This is a genomic window from Shewanella sp. MEBiC00475 (assembly GCF_005234075.1).
Classification (GTDB): Bacteria; Pseudomonadota; Gammaproteobacteria; order Enterobacterales; family Shewanellaceae; genus Shewanella; species Shewanella polaris.
The window spans coordinates 1,175,744-1,191,356 of the sequence record NZ_CP039928.1 but is presented as its reverse complement, the minus strand read 5'-3'; the positions used below and the strand labels follow the sequence as shown (position 1 = coordinate 1,191,356).

Below are 15,613 nucleotides of genomic sequence, written 5' to 3'. Positions count from 1 at the left end.
CTTTGTCGTTTTTGAGTTTGATGTTGTTCATAGTTTTTGCACTTTATTGTTGTTGATATCTGCAGTGTGTTTGCCAGCTGGAACCCGTTCGGTCACTTGTGGGCTAGCAGTATTGTTGAATTCATTATTGGCAATACGTGTTTTGGGTTCACCGACAGTGTGCTCAACAATAATAGGTGCACTATTATTAAATTTATTGTCTTCTACTTGACTCATTTGCACCCCATGCAATTTCAAACTCGCCCCCGCTTTATTCCGCTTACCTAGACCTACTTGAGTGAACTCATTGTGGTTAACAGACACATGTGGCCCAAAAGTACTTTCGTCTGTACCGCCGCGATATACCGAAGCAACAGAACCCTCAATATCTTCAAACTGGTTATTGTTCAGCGTGAGGTATTCGGCGTTATAAATCCCTAAGTCGTCAGTTTCTTTATTTAGGCGAAATAAATCCCCAGTAATATGGCGGAACTGATTGTGGTTAATATTAATCATATCGGCAAAGGCGCGACTTCCAGAGTCAAAGAAATGGAATGAATGATTCACATTAAGTTGTTCAACGATGCTGTTAGTCATTTCAAAACGGTAGTTGATTAACATGCCCCATTTGCGGGTTCTCACTACGCTATTGCCAGCAGAGTCAGGGCTGTTAAGACCGTTGATGACTAATCCATCTAGTTGCAAGCTGCCGTTGTCTTGAATTTCAAATAAGCTTGGGCGCTCAAAACTAATAATGGCTTGACGAGGGTTTGCAGCTTTAAAGGTTAAGGTTTTGCTGATAGCCAATATTCTGCTGACATTATAGCGGCCATCATTTAGCAATAAGGTATCGCCTGATTGAGCTTGTGCAACTGCGCTGGCGAGTTCATCGTCGGTTGCATTGACTTTGATGATGTTACCTGATTGAAATGCAACAGTAGGCTCAGTTTTGGGATACCAAGATGCACCGGTTTCTTGCTTTAAAGTTGGGATTAAATTTTTACTGGCACCATATTGAGCAAGACTTGCATCGCTTGGATATAGCAAGCCGTTAGGTGCGCGTTTCATGGTGATATTTTTTGAACTTATACCTTTTGCCATTGATGGATTGAGATCTTTGCTTGCAAAGTTACTGAGGTTATCTGTAAAGGTTAGGCCGCTAACATCATCGTGCAAAGTAAAGGGTGCTACTGGGCTAATAAACAAGTTTTGACTTAATGTGCTGTCTAAAGGCACTGCTGAACGTTCTGCGTCACTTCCCGCTGCGAGCTCAATATGGTCAAGGTTAATAAAGCTGTTGTGGTTAATATTGGCATTGACCACTTGATGATAGCGATTAATCGATGAGTTCGGTACGCCATTCATGATGGTAAAACCACTACCAAATCGATTGCCAGTTAAGCCTTCTAGGTAATTGTTGGTAATGATTTGATCGCGGTTAATGACTCTGATCCCGCCAGTATGATCTACGCCATTACCTAAAAATACATTGCTGTCGATAGTATTACCGTTGCCGTGTCTTAAGGTTAATGTGCCGCGAGCTTGGTAAAATAGATTGTTTTGAATACGGTTTTTACCTGATTTAACCGAGATAATTTCCACTTCGCCATCGCAGCGATCAAAGTAATTATTTTCAACGACAGTAAATGAGTCTGTTAGCGAGTAGTGACTGGTACCAATTCTAAGTGTTTCGCCGCCGTTAGACCCTAATATTGGACGAGGGCCAAAATAATTATGATCTATTCTGTGATGGTTTTGCTGGCTGTCTTTACTGTCTAAACGCACTGCAACGGTAACACCTACGTTGCGTTTACCAACAAAGTTGTTGTGATCAAGTCGATTATTCTGACCATATAAACTGACCCAGTAATCTGATTCTTGTCTGTCTGGATTACTGTAATTATCAATAACGACTTCGGTTACGCGAGAGTGAAAGGCCAGTTGTTTTTTATTTTTTCTAAAAGCGATGACTTCATTGCTCGGGGTGTAACCATTTTTAAAGACTAACCCTGATACCTGTAAATATTCACCAGCCAGTTTTAAGTTAGATTGGCCAGACAGGATCACCTTGCCTTTAGTTTCGGCGGTTAATTCAATCGGTGAATCAGCAGTACCTTTAGCCATAAACAACACTTCAAAATTTTGCCATGTACCATTTTTTAAAATGATTTTATCGCCAGGTTCAACTTGTTTTAGTGCCGTTTTGTATTCAGCTTGTGTTGCCACTAAGCGATCCTTTGCTTGCACCAAGGTTGATGGAGCGCAAAGCATTAATAAGACTAACAACTGAGTGAACAGCCAATGCGGTGATGATGGCGTATTGTTATTTGAATTATTCATCTAGTCTCTCGTGTAATTCTATTTTAATGATATTCCCGCGCTTGCTTTTGGATGCCATCGCAGGGTAAAAGTTTGATACTTCACTTTTGCATCTATGAAGAACTTAGTGCCAGAACGTGAGTATTCAGCCTTCGAGGTGTTGTCTTTTATTTAATGGCCGCGAAATGGTGTCGCGTAAGCTACCCACTGTAATGATGTCCAGTGGAGGAGATGTTGACACTTTGACATTTTTTGTAGCGAGGTTAGAGGAGATAAATTGTTGTCTTTCTATTAGTGTGTCTGCGGCTTGTGCAGACACATAAGTGCTAAAAAGTGATACCAGTGCAAAGCTGTAAATGGCTAATCGTGGTTGCCATTTTATTTTTGTTAACCTTAAGGTCTTGCTTCTCTTGTTAAATTTCACGTTAATCTCCCCAGATTAATTGATTTCCTTCTCTTAACGTAAACACAATGTTAAATTTTTATCATAAATTCTACTTTTGTGCTTGAATAGAAACTAACCAATGATTAACATTATGTCAACCAAATTGTTTTACCAATTGGTTGGTTTTATATTTATATGTTATTACCAATGTTTTTAAAGATATGACAATGTGCTATTATTTTAATATTGTGATGAAGATATTATGTTAATTAGTTGTTTGCTGCTACGGTATTAACCGATAATATGTCAGTAATAAACCAATCAATTGGTTTTACTTTTCGAAGGAAGGTGTATGAAAACCCGTCGTTTATTTTGGCGAATTGTCGATACTATTGAAGCTGCTATTGCCAGTGGTGAGTATCCTGTAGGCAGTCGCTTACCACCTGAACGTGAACTAGCTGATAAATTTGATGTTAGTCGGCCAACTATTCGTGAAGCAATTATTGCGCTTGAAGTACGCGAGAAGGTTGAAGTTAAAACCGGCTCTGGTGTATATGTTGTCAGCCACAAATTACAAACTAAAGTTGCTGAAAATGTTAATGCATTTGAATTAACCCAAGCAAGAGCATTAGTTGAAGGCGAGATTGCCGCATTAGCCGCAAAAACCATTACAGCAGAAGAGCTTGAAAAACTGCATGGTACGCTGGTGATGATGAAAGATATGCAAAATGTTGAAGAAGCGGATGAGATGTTTCATCAAATAATTGCTTATTCGACACGTAACAGTGCATTGATTAATTTGTTCGAGAACATGTGGTCATTACGTTCGTCTAGCAATGAAATTATTGAAGACTACAATATAGTTTGTAGTACAGATAATTATAAAACCTTAGCCGAGCATACTGCTATTTATCATGCATTAGCTGAACACGACGCTTCAGAAGCTCGTTTAGCGATGCATAAGCATTTTAATCGATTGATCAATGTGTTGTTTGATAAATTAGAACAACAGGCATTAGAGGAAGTGCGCCGTAAGAATAGCGCTAACCGTGACTTGTATTCTATTGAAAACCTCGTAAAAACAAACGGTTAATCTTTATTTTTTTGTTTGTTAAATTATGCGTGTAGACCTGTGAAATTGCAGGTTTAGTGATTCAGAACTTAATATTAAACGCGTTGACACTAAGTTGTTAACGCGTTTTTTATTGGTTTTTATTCGCTCTATTGAGCATGACTGTAGAGTGAGAGAAACTAAAAATACCTAAGGTGCAGGTTCACTGTATGAGGCAAGAGATAGTGCATAATTTATGAAAGGATAATTATGTCGAACTTATTATCTACTGAACTTTCAAGATGAATGTCACCACCGTTTTTGCAATATATTAACCTAGTTAGAGACTTCTTCTCTAACTTTTTGAGCCACTTTATTTTTAAAAACTAAACCGTTTATCTAGAACAAATGTGAACTGCCGAAGATCAATCGTCCTTAGTCAATTGTTTGATTATCACGGACGATGCCGTTTACGATTTGTTACCGTATCTTTTTGGGGAAGATAAACGAATTATTGAACTTATCGCCCAATGGTTTTGGCACTTTCGTTATGTGGCTTTACATTTTAATGATGATTGCCATCAAACAATCCACCTTATTGGTCATACCAATTATCTTGCGCTTTATGACAAAAAAGATGGATATTTTGTTAAATAACCCTAAATGGTTAACTAAAGCAGAAGTAGTCAATTATGAAAGCGCAATAATCCACAGCATAAGCCGCCCCAGAATAAGTGCTATTCCGGTGCCATGATAATCCGAATTTACTTTTTAGCTTGTAACACCACAAATTTACCATTGGATGCAATAGTGGTGCAGTTTTTAAAAATACGGTTTATTTTAACGTGGTAGGCCAAATGTCGATTACCGACAATATGCAGCAAGCCTCCTGGCTTTAAACGCTGATGTGCGTCGACAAACATTTGCCAAGCGATATGGTCTGTGATGGCTTCCCCTTGATGGAAAGGGGGGTTACATAATATTAAATCGGGTTCCACATCTAGTGGGAGGTGCGTTAGGCAATCGTCCCAATAAAAACTGGCTTGTGGTTCATCTATTGTTGGATTATCTAATGTGTTGCTTTGCCAGTTATAGCTTGCCGATGCGATGGCCATATCTGAGTCGTCGACAAAGTAAATATGCGCATCTGGATAACATTGCTTTGCGTGTAATCCCAAAATACCGTTACCGCAACCCAAGTCGACTACTTGCTTAAAGTCTCCTTTTGGCATGTTTTCGAGCATAAACCTTGCGCCAATATCCAATTTATTGGCGGCAAAGACATTGGCAAGGTTTGACATAGTGAGTTTGAGCTCATCTACTGTCCAATTTACTGCTTTTGCTAATGGACGTTGCTTGCCATCGCTATTGCAGCTGATCACTCGGGTATTTTTCCACGCTAAACTAGCCGATGCAGGGCCAAGATTTTTCTCAATAATGGCCAATAATGCTGGATTGATTGATTTTGCTTTAGCGCCAATGAGAACTTGTGTCCCCTCAGGCAATACTCTTGATAAACGCGCAAGCTGTTGATCAAAGTAATGTAGATTTTTCGGCAGTTTCATCAGTACTAATTGGATATTTTGCGGCAATGTATCGCGGCTATTCGACCAATGTATGTTTATCGTTGTTAGTTTGTTATGTAATAAATTTTGTTGACAGCCTAGCAAACTAGTTTTTGCATCCGTTTCTACAAGTAATACCTCATTAGGATTTTGTGTTGCTAATGCACATGTCAATGCCCCAAAATTGTCATTTAGGATAGCTGTGGTATTTGCAGTGATTTCTGAGTCAATTAAGTATCTGATTAGGTGTTCGTCTGCAGCATCCCAAGCTTGTAGGTTTGATGCTTGTTGGCTTGGATAACGGAAAAGCTCAAGCTCTATACCTGAACAAGCAAATTGGGTTGTCATGATGGCGTTACCTAACTAAATGAATATTGATAAAATAGCACGATATTATCTCAGATAACCCTTATTAGCGCGAGGTTTAGGCTTAAACAAGTTAATGAGGATAATGAGTGTTCTGTCCTGTCACCATTTCTAATCATCAGTATATTTTTTTCCATAATATTTTTAAATTTTCATATACAACAAGTTGATAGGAATTAATTGGTTAAATCATTTTATCAAAAAGATGCTCATGTATAGCGATGATTGCTATTAACTGTGCGGTTCAGTAACATCAATCTATTGACTTAAAATAATATTTCCAAGGGATAATAATGAAAGGTGCAGGTGGAACGTCTGGTGGGGTAGGTCAGTTCTTTATTGGGTTAGCGATGATGTGCGGCGGATTTTACATGTTACTTAATGCCATTAAAATCACCAGTTCGTTCGGACTGGGCAATCATTTATATCAGTTTGGTGGTTTTGGATTAACCAGCGGTATGGTGATGATCCCATTTATTTTTGGTATTGGATTGATGTTTTATAACGGTAAAAATCCATTAGGTTGGTTACTGACTTTTGGTTCACTAATCGCCCTTGTTTTTGGGGTGATAAGCTCAATTAATTTTAGATTTTCCTATATGAGCGCATTCGACCTAATTGTTATTTTAGTTTTGAGTGTAGGTGGATTAGGCTTATTTTTACGTTCTTTAAAAAATATTGAAAGCCGTTATCCTGAAGCTTAAAGTGATGGGTTTTGAACCCCATAGGCTCATCTAGCATCCGCTTGTTTGAACGTTAATAATCGGACGTGCGGTTGCTGATGTTGCTTGTCGATAACGTAAATAGCATTGCGCTTTGCCTGCATCCTCTGTGATGACGCCATGCCAATATATCCACGCTCCGTCGTATACGCTTTCGCGTTTTTGCCAATCTCCGTTTGGAACATTCATTAATAAATCAATTCCAGCCGCGGTGCCATCGGGATAACCATAAGCTAATTTTATATCTACCCCATCAATGTTGAGTACTGCTGTCTCAAGCCTTTCATCGCCTGCAATTGCCGCTTTTGAATAGGTTAATGTTGCTGCAGATTGCATGGCTGTTTCCATTCCTTCCATCGTCGACACAATTGCATCTGTTCTGAAATTAACAAATTTACTTGCGGCAACAACAGCTAATATAGCCAAAATGATAATGACGACAACTAGTTCGATTAATGTAAAGCCGTTTGATGATCTTATATTATTTTTCATTATGTTATTTGTACTGTTATGTTTAGTTGATACTAGCATCTGTTTGATGATGGGAGTTAACAGGCTATGTAGATACTTGATTGCTAAGACATCTACAATGTTACGTTTTGTTGCTATTATCAGTAAATCTTAGTTATATACGTTGGTAAATACTGTGACGAATTCTACGACTACTCCAACAGCTTCCATTATTGCAACCAAAAAACCGTTATCACCTTCGGTGTTGCCTTGGATATTACAATTTTTATCACCTTATAAAACAAAAGTTGTTGCTGCCATTGTGTTTTTATTTATTGGTTCGCTTGCGTGGTTGTCGCTTGGCCAAGGTGTAAAGCTGATGGTTGATGAAGGTTTTGTCACTGACAATGCAGCAAGGCTTAATGAAATAATGTTGATTATTATTGGTATAACGGCCATTAGTGGTAGCGCTGTTTTTTGTCGATTTTATTTAATGACTTGGTTGGGTGAGCGCGTCAGTGCCGATATTCGTTTACAGGTTTATCAGCATTTATTGTCACTATCGCCCGCATTTTTTGCCTCTCAACGAACCGGCGAAGTCATATCGCGTTTTACTGCTGATAGTACGTTAATACAAAGTGTTGTGAGTTCTAGTTTGTCGATGGCACTCCGTTCAAGTGTCACTGTGCTTGGTGGCATTGTCATGATGGGGTTTACCAGCGTGAAATTAACACTGCTGGTGTTATTGGCTGTACCTCTGGTATTAGGCCCTGTGAGTTTTTTTGGCCGAAAAGTCAGAACATTGTCTCGTAAAAGCCAGGATAAAGTGGGTGATTTAGGTGCATATATTGATGAAACATTGCATGAAATACATACCGTACAAGCCTATACACATGAAGCTAAAGACCGAGAGTTATTTTCACAACGTGTAGAGTCGGTTATGGATGTGGCTAAAGGTAGAATTAAATATCGCGCATTATTGATATCATCGGTGATGTTTTTAAGTATTGCGGCTATTGCATTTGTGACTTGGGTGGGTGCTAAGGATGTGATGGCGGGTAATATCACTGGCGGTGAGTTATCTGCTTTTATGTTTTATGCCGTGATGGTTGCGGGATCGGTGGCGACCATCAGTGAAGTGTTTAGTGAAATCCAACGGGCATCAGGAGCCGCTGAGCGCTTAATGGAATTAGTGCATACGCCTGTTGATATTCCTCAGCAAGTTATACCGAATCATTTACCTTTACCCGTTGCTGGTTTACTCCAGTTTAATAATGTCAGTTTTGCTTATCCTTCTGATGAAAATCAACACGTTATTCGCCAATTATCAATGACTATTAATCCAGGCGAGCGAGTTGCGTTAGTGGGTCCAAGCGGTGCAGGGAAAAGCACCCTATTTGAATTGATGATGCGATTTTATCAACCTAAAAATGGCCAGATTTTGTTAGACGGTATCGACATCTCAACGTTGTCGTTGGCTGAGTTACGTCAACAATATGCGCTTGTACCACAAGAGTCGGTAATTTTTGCGATGAATGTGTTCGACAATGTGCGTTATGGCCGCTTAGATGCTAGTGATGAAGAGGTTGTACAGGCGTGTGTTGCTGCAAAAGCGGATGAGTTTATTGGTGAGTTTACTGAGGGTTATTTAACGTATTTAGGTGAACGGGGCGTGCGTTTATCTGGTGGTCAAAAACAGCGGATCGCAATTGCCAGAGCTATTTTGGCAGACAGGCCATTACTGCTGCTCGACGAGGCTACCAGTGCGTTGGATGCTGTTAGCGAGGTGAAAGTAAAGCAAGCTCTTGACTCACTCATGGCCAAACGCACTACTGTTATTATTGCTCATCGTTTGGCGACTGTAATTAATGCCGATCGTATTTTTGTTATCGATAAAGGTCAACTCGTTGCCAGCGGTACCCACCATGAGCTTATGGACAGCAATGATCTCTATCGTGAGTTTGCGAGTTTACAGTTATTAATGGATAACAATAACGGTGACTCTAGCATTTAATAGGTAAAGAACAATTTTCTTTATTGATTATCGAAAAACAATATTAGCGATAAAAATTCACTTTAGGGCGAACGGCCTAAGCCATTGTTCGACAATTAGGCTGATTTACGTAACTCGCGACGTAAAATTTTTCCGACGGTACTTTTTGGCAGTTGTTCGGTAAATTCAATAATACGCGGGACCTTGTAAGCCGTGAGTTGGCTGCGACAATAATCTTTAATTATTTGTCTTGTTTCATCGATATTAGTTGATGGTTGTTTTAAAACAATGACTGCTTTAACTGCTTCACCTGAGTGTTCATCTTCAACCCCTACCACAGCGCATTCGAGCACTAACTCATGGGTTGATAGTACATCTTCGATTTCATTAGGGTAAACGTTAAAACCGGACACTATAATCATGTCTTTTTTACGATCAACAATGGTGTGATAACCATCTTCACTGGCAACACCAATATCGCCAGTTTTAAAGAAGCCGTCTTTGGTCATCACGTTAGCGGTTTCGCCTGGTTTATTCCAATAGCCTTGCATCACTTGTGGACCACGTACTGCGAGTTCACCTGCTTGGCCAACGGGTACTTCGTTATCATCCATGTCGAGCACCCGAACTTCTGTTCCGAGTACGGGTTTACCAATAGACCCTAGTCGTTGATATCCTGGTGCGTTTAAGCTCACTACAGGGGATGTTTCTGACAATCCATAGCCTTCAGAAATCATACAACCTGTAGTTTGTTTCCATAAGTTAGCTGCAGCACTGGTTAATGCGGTACCACCTGAAATCGTAATCGTCATTCTACTGAAATCTAACGCTTTAAATTCGGGTTGATGGCATAAACCAACAAACAAAGTATTTAAGCCCGCAAACCCAGTAAAAGGGTATGCCTTCATCGTATTGATTAATCCATGAATGTCGCGTGGATTAGGGATAAGGACTGAGCAACTACCAGATTCAAAGTACAGTACCAAATTAACCATAAATGCATAAATATGATAAATCGGCAATGGTGCAACAAACATATCATGTCCTTCAGTCATGGTGCTGGCAACACGAGATTTTACTTGGGCTGAGTTAGCTAAAAGGTTGCCATGATTGAGCATTGCACCTTTTGATAAACCCGTAGTGCCACCAGTGTATTGTAAGGCAATGAGATCGACATGGGTTGGCTTAACTGCTTGATATTGATATTTAGCGCCTTGTGCTAATACATCTAAAAACGTTATTTTTGAAAATGGCGTATCAGCTTGGGGTTGAGGTTGGATAAGATCCATTGCATGGGTGGAGATAACCAGCTCGACGGTTGTGTTGTTTACCACATTTGTGAGTGTCGGTAGGAGATCTGACAGCACGACTAAAGCTTTAGCCTCAGAGTCATTAAACTGATGAGTCAATTCTCGCTCTGTATACATTGGATTAGTATTAACTAACACCATACCCGCACGGATAATCCCATAAGCAGCAATAACAAACTGCGTAATATTAGGCAGTTGAACCGCAACTCTGTCTCCTGGTTGTAAATCAGTGCAATGTTGTAGATAAGCCGCAAAATGACGAGAGTCTCGTTCTATTTCTTTAAATGTGGTGTCTTTACCTAAACATGCGTATGCAGTGTTGTCAGCAAATTTGTCACAAGCTTTTTCGATCAAATCAACGATTGATGTGTATTGGTGTAAGTCGAGTGTTGAATCAGCATCATAAGGCATGCTATCCCCTTTTATTTTTGGGTTGTTATTATAAAAAATCAAACGTCTGTTTAGATTGTTTTTACTAACCTACACGGGTCGAGATTAATTGGCAAAGGTTGAATATAAAATCAAATTATTTTTGAGTGGGTAATGACAAAATTATTGGAAAATAAAAAATTAATTTAAATGTACACATTTGTATACAAGCTTGTTTTTTTGGTTGTTTTATAAGCGAAAAAGTTATTTGAAGTAAACAAACTGTAAATAAATTTCAATGTGATCTATATCACTAAAATCAGACTCTTACCGCATTAATCATAAGTTTATTATTTAGAATTGACTAATTTTGTTTAAAAAATGTTAGCAATTATGTTTTTGTTGTTATAAAAATGTATCTGTGGTGATGGGTGTTTCACATAGAAGGAAGCTGGTTTTATGGAATGAATCGCCTAAAACCAAGTTGGAACACAACAATAATAAGCAGTTGGGATGATAAGAATGATGCAATCAAAAAAATCTACATTTGGTTTTAGTTCGTTGAGCTTGGCCATTTCATTTGCACTTGCTGGAACTGTTGTTAGTTCACAAGCTTTTGCAGCAGATGAAGAAGTAGCAAAATTAGATAATGTTGAGAAAATGGCTGTAGTGGGCTCTCGTGCGGCACCGCGTTCTATTGGTGACTCACCAGTCCCAGTGGATATTATCAGCAGTGACGACCTTAAGAAAAACGGCTCCACAGACATGATCGATATGTTAGTGACCTCAGTGCCGTCTTTTAACTCTCGTGCGCAACCTATTAGCGATGCCGCGACACTTGTTCGTCCGGTAAACTTACGTGGCTTGCCATCAGACAGCACGCTTATTTTGGTTAACGGCAAACGCCGTCACCGAGCATCTGTTATTGCTTTCCAAGGTGGTGGCATTAACGATGGTGCTCAAGGTCCAGATATTTCAGTTATTCCTGGTGTGGCATTAAAGCAAGTTGAAGTATTACGTGACGGCGCCGCTGCTCAGTATGGTTCGGATGCGATTGCGGGTGTTATGAACTTCGTATTAAAAGATGCTTCTGAAGGCGGCTCTATTACCGTTAGTCAGGGCGAATACTATGAAGGTGACGGCGCTGCAACGACGATTGATGGTAATGTTGGTTTACCGCTAACAGATGATGGTTTTATTAACATCAGTGCGCAATACAAAACTGCCGATGCAACCAGTCGCAGTGTACAACGCTTTGATGCTTTTGACATTGCTAATGCGGGTAACGAATTTATTCAAGACCCTGCGCAAACTTGGGGTAACCCAGAAATCAAAGATGACTTTACCGTATTCGTAAACTCTGGTTTTGATATCAATGATAAGACACATTTATACGCTTTTGGTAACGTCTCATCGCGTAAAGCGACTGGTGGTTTTTATTATCGTAATCCGCATAACCGTGGCAATGTTTACTCGGATGATGGCGGCGAAAGTTTATTAGTCGGTGACGTAGGGTTAGCCACTGATGGAGTCGCAACATGTAATAACATGGATGTACCCATTCCTAAAATAGATACCGATGGTGATGGCATTCCAGATAAAGACGGAAATGTGCTAGATACTGACGCCTATAAAGCGATGGTTGCTGACCCAAATTGTTTCTCAATGAACCAAATTCGTCCAGGCGGCTATACACCGCAATTCACCGGTAAAATTGAAGACATGTCTTTCTTTGCTGGTGTTAAAGGCGAGCTAGGCGAGTGGATGTATGATGTCAGTGCAGGTACGGGTAGCAACAAAGCTAGCTTTGGTTTAAAAAACTCACTTAACCCATCTATGGGGTTAGATACACCTACTGACTTTGATACCGGTTCGTACGAGCAAGTTGAAACTACGGTTAACGTCGACTTTAGTCGTTACGTTACTATCGGCAGTTTAGAAGATATTAGTTTTGCTACGGGTTTTGAATGGCGTGAAGAGTCATTCGAGATTGGCCAAGGTGAAGAAGCGTCTTGGATTGCTGGTCCTTATGCCGACCAAGGTTTTAACATCGGCTCACACGGTTTTAAAGGCTTTGGTCCTGAATCTGCGGGTAAAAATGACCGTAGCAATATTGGGGTTTATACCGATGTTGAAGCGCACTTAACTGATGATTTCTTGGTTGGCTTAGCATTACGCTACGAAGACTTTTCGACCTTTGGTGACACGTTAAACTACAAGTTAACCGCACAGTACATTGCAACGGATGAGTTATCATTCCGTGCATCGCACAGTACGGGTTTCCGTGCGCCGACAGTTGGTCAAGAAAACGTGGTTAATACTCAAACATCGATTGTTGAGGGTGACTTAATTCAAACCTTTATTGCACCACCAACGAATCCGTTAGCGGCATTTTATGGTGGTGAAGTACTCAATCCTGAAGAGTCGGTGAGTTATGCTGCAGGTTTTGTATATGAGTATGAAAACTTATTCTTAACTGTCGATTACTACAATATTGAAGTAACGGGTCGTATTGCGCAGTCTAGCCAAATTGCGGTTAAATCAAGTGACTACGATGCATTAAGAGCTGCAGGCGTTGAGTTTCCTGAATTAATTTCAGCGGTAACTTATTACACTAATGATTTTGATACCACCACTCAAGGTGTTGATATTGTTGGTTCTTATACAACAGAAATGTTGTCAGGTGATGCGAAATTTAGTTTAGCCTATGGTTGGACTGATACAAGTGTCGATAAATACAATCCTGAAACAACTAATGAAGGCAAGGTTCGTCGTTTAGAAGATGGTATTCCTGCACACCGTGCAACCCTTACTTGGGGTCAAAGCTGGGATGACTTAAGCATGTCTTTACGTGGTAATTACTTCGGTGAGTACTATGCAACCCATGCTGATGATACATCTGATTGGGGTTCTGAAATGGCTGATGCAGCTGTGACAATCGACCTTGAAGTGAGTTATGCCGTAATGGATAACTTAACGGTATCGGTTGGTGCTAATAACATCTTCGATCAAGAAGCGCAGAAGCTTAAAGACGGTACTTTAGGTGCATTAGGTGCAGTGTACTACGAAAGTGGTCCATTCGATTATAACGGTGGTTACTACTACGGTCGTGTAAACTATCGCTTCTAAATTATTGGTATCGTAATTATCATTAATTGTGAATAAAAAAAGACTGCTGCGGCAGTCTTTTTTATTGGCACTATGTATAAAATAATAACCTCATAAATTATTGTAGAATGCTGACGCTTTTATGGTTTGCTAACGATAAGGCTTGATAAAGATCGTCGATAACAAGCGCTTTAGGCAGTTCTATTCCGTCAGGGTAACTTGATCCATATACTTTATTAAAAGGCGTACCAGCAGCTGCCTGTTGGCCCATATATCGTTCAATGACATTATCTGCTTGAGTCCAGTTTCCTTGCATTAGGATAATCTGTGGGTCATTTAAGCGCTCCACCACTTGCTCCCGATAAAGGACATTGGCTTTATTCGTTTGGCAGGGCACACACCAATCTGCTGTGATATCAACAAAGACAATTTTACCTTGTTCAACATAGGCAGAAATCTTTTCGGGTTGAAGCGGTTGCCAGCGTAATTTTTGATAGGTTTGATAATTTTCACCCTGATTAACAAAGGAAATAATCCCCGCAAAACATACCCCCATAAACCCGAGCATAATGATGACTAAAGTCGGAATTGATTTTCCTCGAATTTTAGCCCAAATAAGCCCCATAACAGCACTGAAAATAACCACCAGTAATATCATCATTAATATCTTCATCGGTTTCCTTTGTAAATACGGTAATATATCAATCCATTATCAATGGCGATACGTTAGCAGTACACACTTAATTGGCTGTTAAAATGGAATGGTTAGCCAAATAGAATTTGTTATTGCAACAAGAGGTGTTATGACGTTAAGTACGTGGTTAGGGTTATTAGCAATATGCTGTTTGGGCGCGATGTCTCCGGGACCCAGTTTAGCTATGGTGGTGAGGCATACTCTCAGTGGCGGAAGGTTACACGGAGTGGTGTGTGCTTGGGCACACTCAATCGGTATTGGTGTATATGCTCTGGTGACGTTATTAGGCTTGGCCGCAATATTAAAAACTTCGCCATTAGTTTTTAATACTATAGCGTTAATTGGGGCGCTTTACTTAGCTTGGATGGGCATTCAGGCACTTAGCTCTAAAGGGGGATTACAGCATAAATTAGCCGCTGGAAAGCCAACCAGTTTATGGGTAGCAGCTCGAAATGGGCTCGCTATTTCACTTTTTAATCCCAAAATTTTATTGTTCTTTTTAGCCTTGTTTAGTCAATTTGTATTGGCAGCACAAACCACAACGGGACAGGCTTTAATCGTGTTTACACCGTTAATTATGGATGGCTTGTGGTATACCATTATTGCATTTGTGTTATCACATTCTGCTGTATTGCCGAGATTACGTGACAAGGCAAAGCTCATCGATAGATTATCTGGGATTGTACTAATTTTACTTGCGATAAGAGTTGTTTATACCATTTTATAGCGCTTAAACTACTAAAATCTAATAAAGGCTATTTGCCCCTGTTATTTGAGTTAGTGTCGTACTTCGGCGTTGAATCCGGGAATAACAAATGACCAATCTTTCGATAATCTAAGGGTAATAAAAAATCCCAATCAGTAATCTGATTGAGATTCTTCTATTGCTTTGGTTAGCATTCAATGACTGCTAATTATTTGCGATAACTTTTAGCTAATTATGAATTAGCTTTAGTCAGCTTTAAACATTTGCACGCTATCATCGCTAACTTGCTCTTTTTTTGGTGCTGCAACTGGCGGATTAGCAATATGATCCTCTAAATTTTCTTTTAGCATGGCTTTGTACTCATCAGAAAACCAAGCTAATGCATGATCTTTTTCTGCAGCGAGATCGGATGATTTAAGCGAAGCTTCAAACGCGTTAAAACGTGCTGAAGCAAATCTCATTGCGGTACCGACTTTGCCAATATCATTTTCTTGTTGGCTTAATTGATTGGCGAGGGCAATAAATTGGTCAGCTATTTGATACATTGTTAATTCTGTTTTTGGTTCAGACATCAGATCCACTTTTTCGATGAGTTA

At 39.7% G+C, this 15,613-nt stretch carries 12 protein-coding genes; 5 read left to right on the top strand and 7 right to left on the bottom strand.

Features of this window, described 5'->3' with window-relative positions; all coding sequences use genetic code 11:
* Positions 1-27 precede the first annotated feature (27 nt).
* Positions 28-2,319 carry a chondroitinase-B domain-containing protein gene (locus FCN25_RS05200; RefSeq protein ID WP_137222627.1) on the bottom strand — a complete coding sequence of 764 codons (2,292 nt, stop codon included), beginning with the start codon at positions 2,317-2,319 and terminating at the stop codon, positions 28-30.
* Between the two features lie 124 nt (positions 2,320-2,443).
* On the bottom strand, positions 2,444-2,722 hold the full coding sequence (locus FCN25_RS05195; protein ID WP_137222625.1) for a hypothetical protein: 279 nt from the start codon (positions 2,720-2,722) through the stop codon (positions 2,444-2,446).
* A gap of 313 nt (positions 2,723-3,035) precedes the next feature.
* On the opposite strand from FCN25_RS05195, the gene FCN25_RS05190 reads away from it, so the two are divergent.
* Positions 3,036-3,776 carry a FadR/GntR family transcriptional regulator gene (locus FCN25_RS05190; protein WP_137222623.1) on the top strand — a complete coding sequence of 247 codons (741 nt, stop codon included), beginning with the start codon at positions 3,036-3,038 and terminating at the stop codon, positions 3,774-3,776.
* Between the two features lie 722 nt (positions 3,777-4,498).
* On the opposite strand, the gene FCN25_RS05185 is transcribed toward FCN25_RS05190, so the two are convergent.
* Positions 4,499-5,647, bottom strand: a complete 1,149-nt coding sequence (locus FCN25_RS05185; protein ID WP_137222621.1) for a methyltransferase — start codon at positions 5,645-5,647, stop codon at positions 4,499-4,501.
* Between the two features lie 311 nt (positions 5,648-5,958).
* Between FCN25_RS05185 and FCN25_RS05180 the strand changes: the two genes are divergently transcribed.
* Positions 5,959-6,369 carry a hypothetical protein gene (locus FCN25_RS05180; protein WP_137222619.1) on the top strand — a complete coding sequence of 137 codons (411 nt, stop codon included), beginning with the start codon at positions 5,959-5,961 and terminating at the stop codon, positions 6,367-6,369.
* Between the two features lie 30 nt (positions 6,370-6,399).
* Here the strand turns inward: FCN25_RS05180 and FCN25_RS21235 are convergent, their stop codons facing one another.
* Entirely contained in the window at positions 6,400-6,879 is a 480-nt protein-coding gene (locus FCN25_RS21235; protein WP_302629364.1) for a Tfp pilus assembly protein FimT/FimU, read from the bottom strand.
* 187 nt (positions 6,880-7,066) lie between these two features.
* Between FCN25_RS21235 and FCN25_RS05170 the strand changes: the two genes are divergently transcribed.
* On the top strand, positions 7,067-8,851 hold the full coding sequence (locus tag FCN25_RS05170) for an ABC transporter transmembrane domain-containing protein (RefSeq protein ID WP_137227329.1): 1,785 nt from the start codon (positions 7,067-7,069) through the stop codon (positions 8,849-8,851).
* Between the two features lie 95 nt (positions 8,852-8,946).
* Here the strand turns inward: FCN25_RS05170 and FCN25_RS05165 are convergent, their stop codons facing one another.
* On the bottom strand, positions 8,947-10,551 hold the full coding sequence (locus FCN25_RS05165) for an AMP-binding protein (protein WP_137222615.1): 1,605 nt from the start codon (positions 10,549-10,551) through the stop codon (positions 8,947-8,949).
* A gap of 480 nt (positions 10,552-11,031) precedes the next feature.
* On the opposite strand from FCN25_RS05165, the gene FCN25_RS05160 reads away from it, so the two are divergent.
* Positions 11,032-13,638 (top strand): TonB-dependent siderophore receptor, encoded by a 2,607-nt coding sequence (locus FCN25_RS05160; RefSeq protein WP_137222613.1) that lies wholly within the window; start codon positions 11,032-11,034, stop codon positions 13,636-13,638.
* A gap of 97 nt (positions 13,639-13,735) precedes the next feature.
* Here FCN25_RS05160 and FCN25_RS05155 read toward each other — a convergent pair whose 3' ends face one another.
* Positions 13,736-14,290, bottom strand: a complete 555-nt coding sequence (locus FCN25_RS05155) for a thioredoxin family protein (protein ID WP_137222611.1) — start codon at positions 14,288-14,290, stop codon at positions 13,736-13,738.
* Between the two features lie 130 nt (positions 14,291-14,420).
* On the opposite strand from FCN25_RS05155, the gene FCN25_RS05150 reads away from it, so the two are divergent.
* On the top strand, positions 14,421-15,038 hold the full coding sequence (locus FCN25_RS05150; protein WP_137222609.1) for a LysE family translocator: 618 nt from the start codon (positions 14,421-14,423) through the stop codon (positions 15,036-15,038).
* A gap of 224 nt (positions 15,039-15,262) precedes the next feature.
* Here the strand turns inward: FCN25_RS05150 and FCN25_RS05145 are convergent, their stop codons facing one another.
* Positions 15,263-15,589, bottom strand: a complete 327-nt coding sequence (locus FCN25_RS05145; RefSeq protein WP_137222607.1) for a DUF3144 domain-containing protein — start codon at positions 15,587-15,589, stop codon at positions 15,263-15,265.
* Positions 15,590-15,613 lie beyond the last annotated feature (24 nt).

Bases quoted from the DNA above. Each gene is read 5' to 3' on its own strand.
- FCN25_RS05150 (WP_137222609.1), top strand. From the start codon at position 14,421: ATGACGTTAAGTACGTGGTTAGGGTTATTAGCAATATGCTGTTTGGGC.
- FCN25_RS05160 (WP_137222613.1), top strand. From the start codon at position 11,032: ATGATGCAATCAAAAAAATCTACATTTGGTTTTAGTTCGTTGAGCTTG.
- FCN25_RS05165 (WP_137222615.1), bottom strand. From the start codon at position 10,551: ATGCCTTATGATGCTGATTCAACACTCGACTTACACCAATACACATCA.
- FCN25_RS05155 (WP_137222611.1), bottom strand. From the start codon at position 14,290: ATGAAGATATTAATGATGATATTACTGGTGGTTATTTTCAGTGCTGTT.
- FCN25_RS05190 (WP_137222623.1), top strand. From the start codon at position 3,036: ATGAAAACCCGTCGTTTATTTTGGCGAATTGTCGATACTATTGAAGCT.
- FCN25_RS05185 (WP_137222621.1), bottom strand. From the start codon at position 5,647: ATGACAACCCAATTTGCTTGTTCAGGTATAGAGCTTGAGCTTTTCCGT.
- FCN25_RS21235 (WP_302629364.1), bottom strand. From the start codon at position 6,879: ATGAAAAATAATATAAGATCATCAAACGGCTTTACATTAATCGAACTA.
- FCN25_RS05200 (WP_137222627.1), bottom strand. From the start codon at position 2,319: ATGAATAATTCAAATAACAATACGCCATCATCACCGCATTGGCTGTTC.
- FCN25_RS05180 (WP_137222619.1), top strand. From the start codon at position 5,959: ATGAAAGGTGCAGGTGGAACGTCTGGTGGGGTAGGTCAGTTCTTTATT.
- FCN25_RS05145 (WP_137222607.1), bottom strand. From the start codon at position 15,589: ATGTCTGAACCAAAAACAGAATTAACAATGTATCAAATAGCTGACCAA.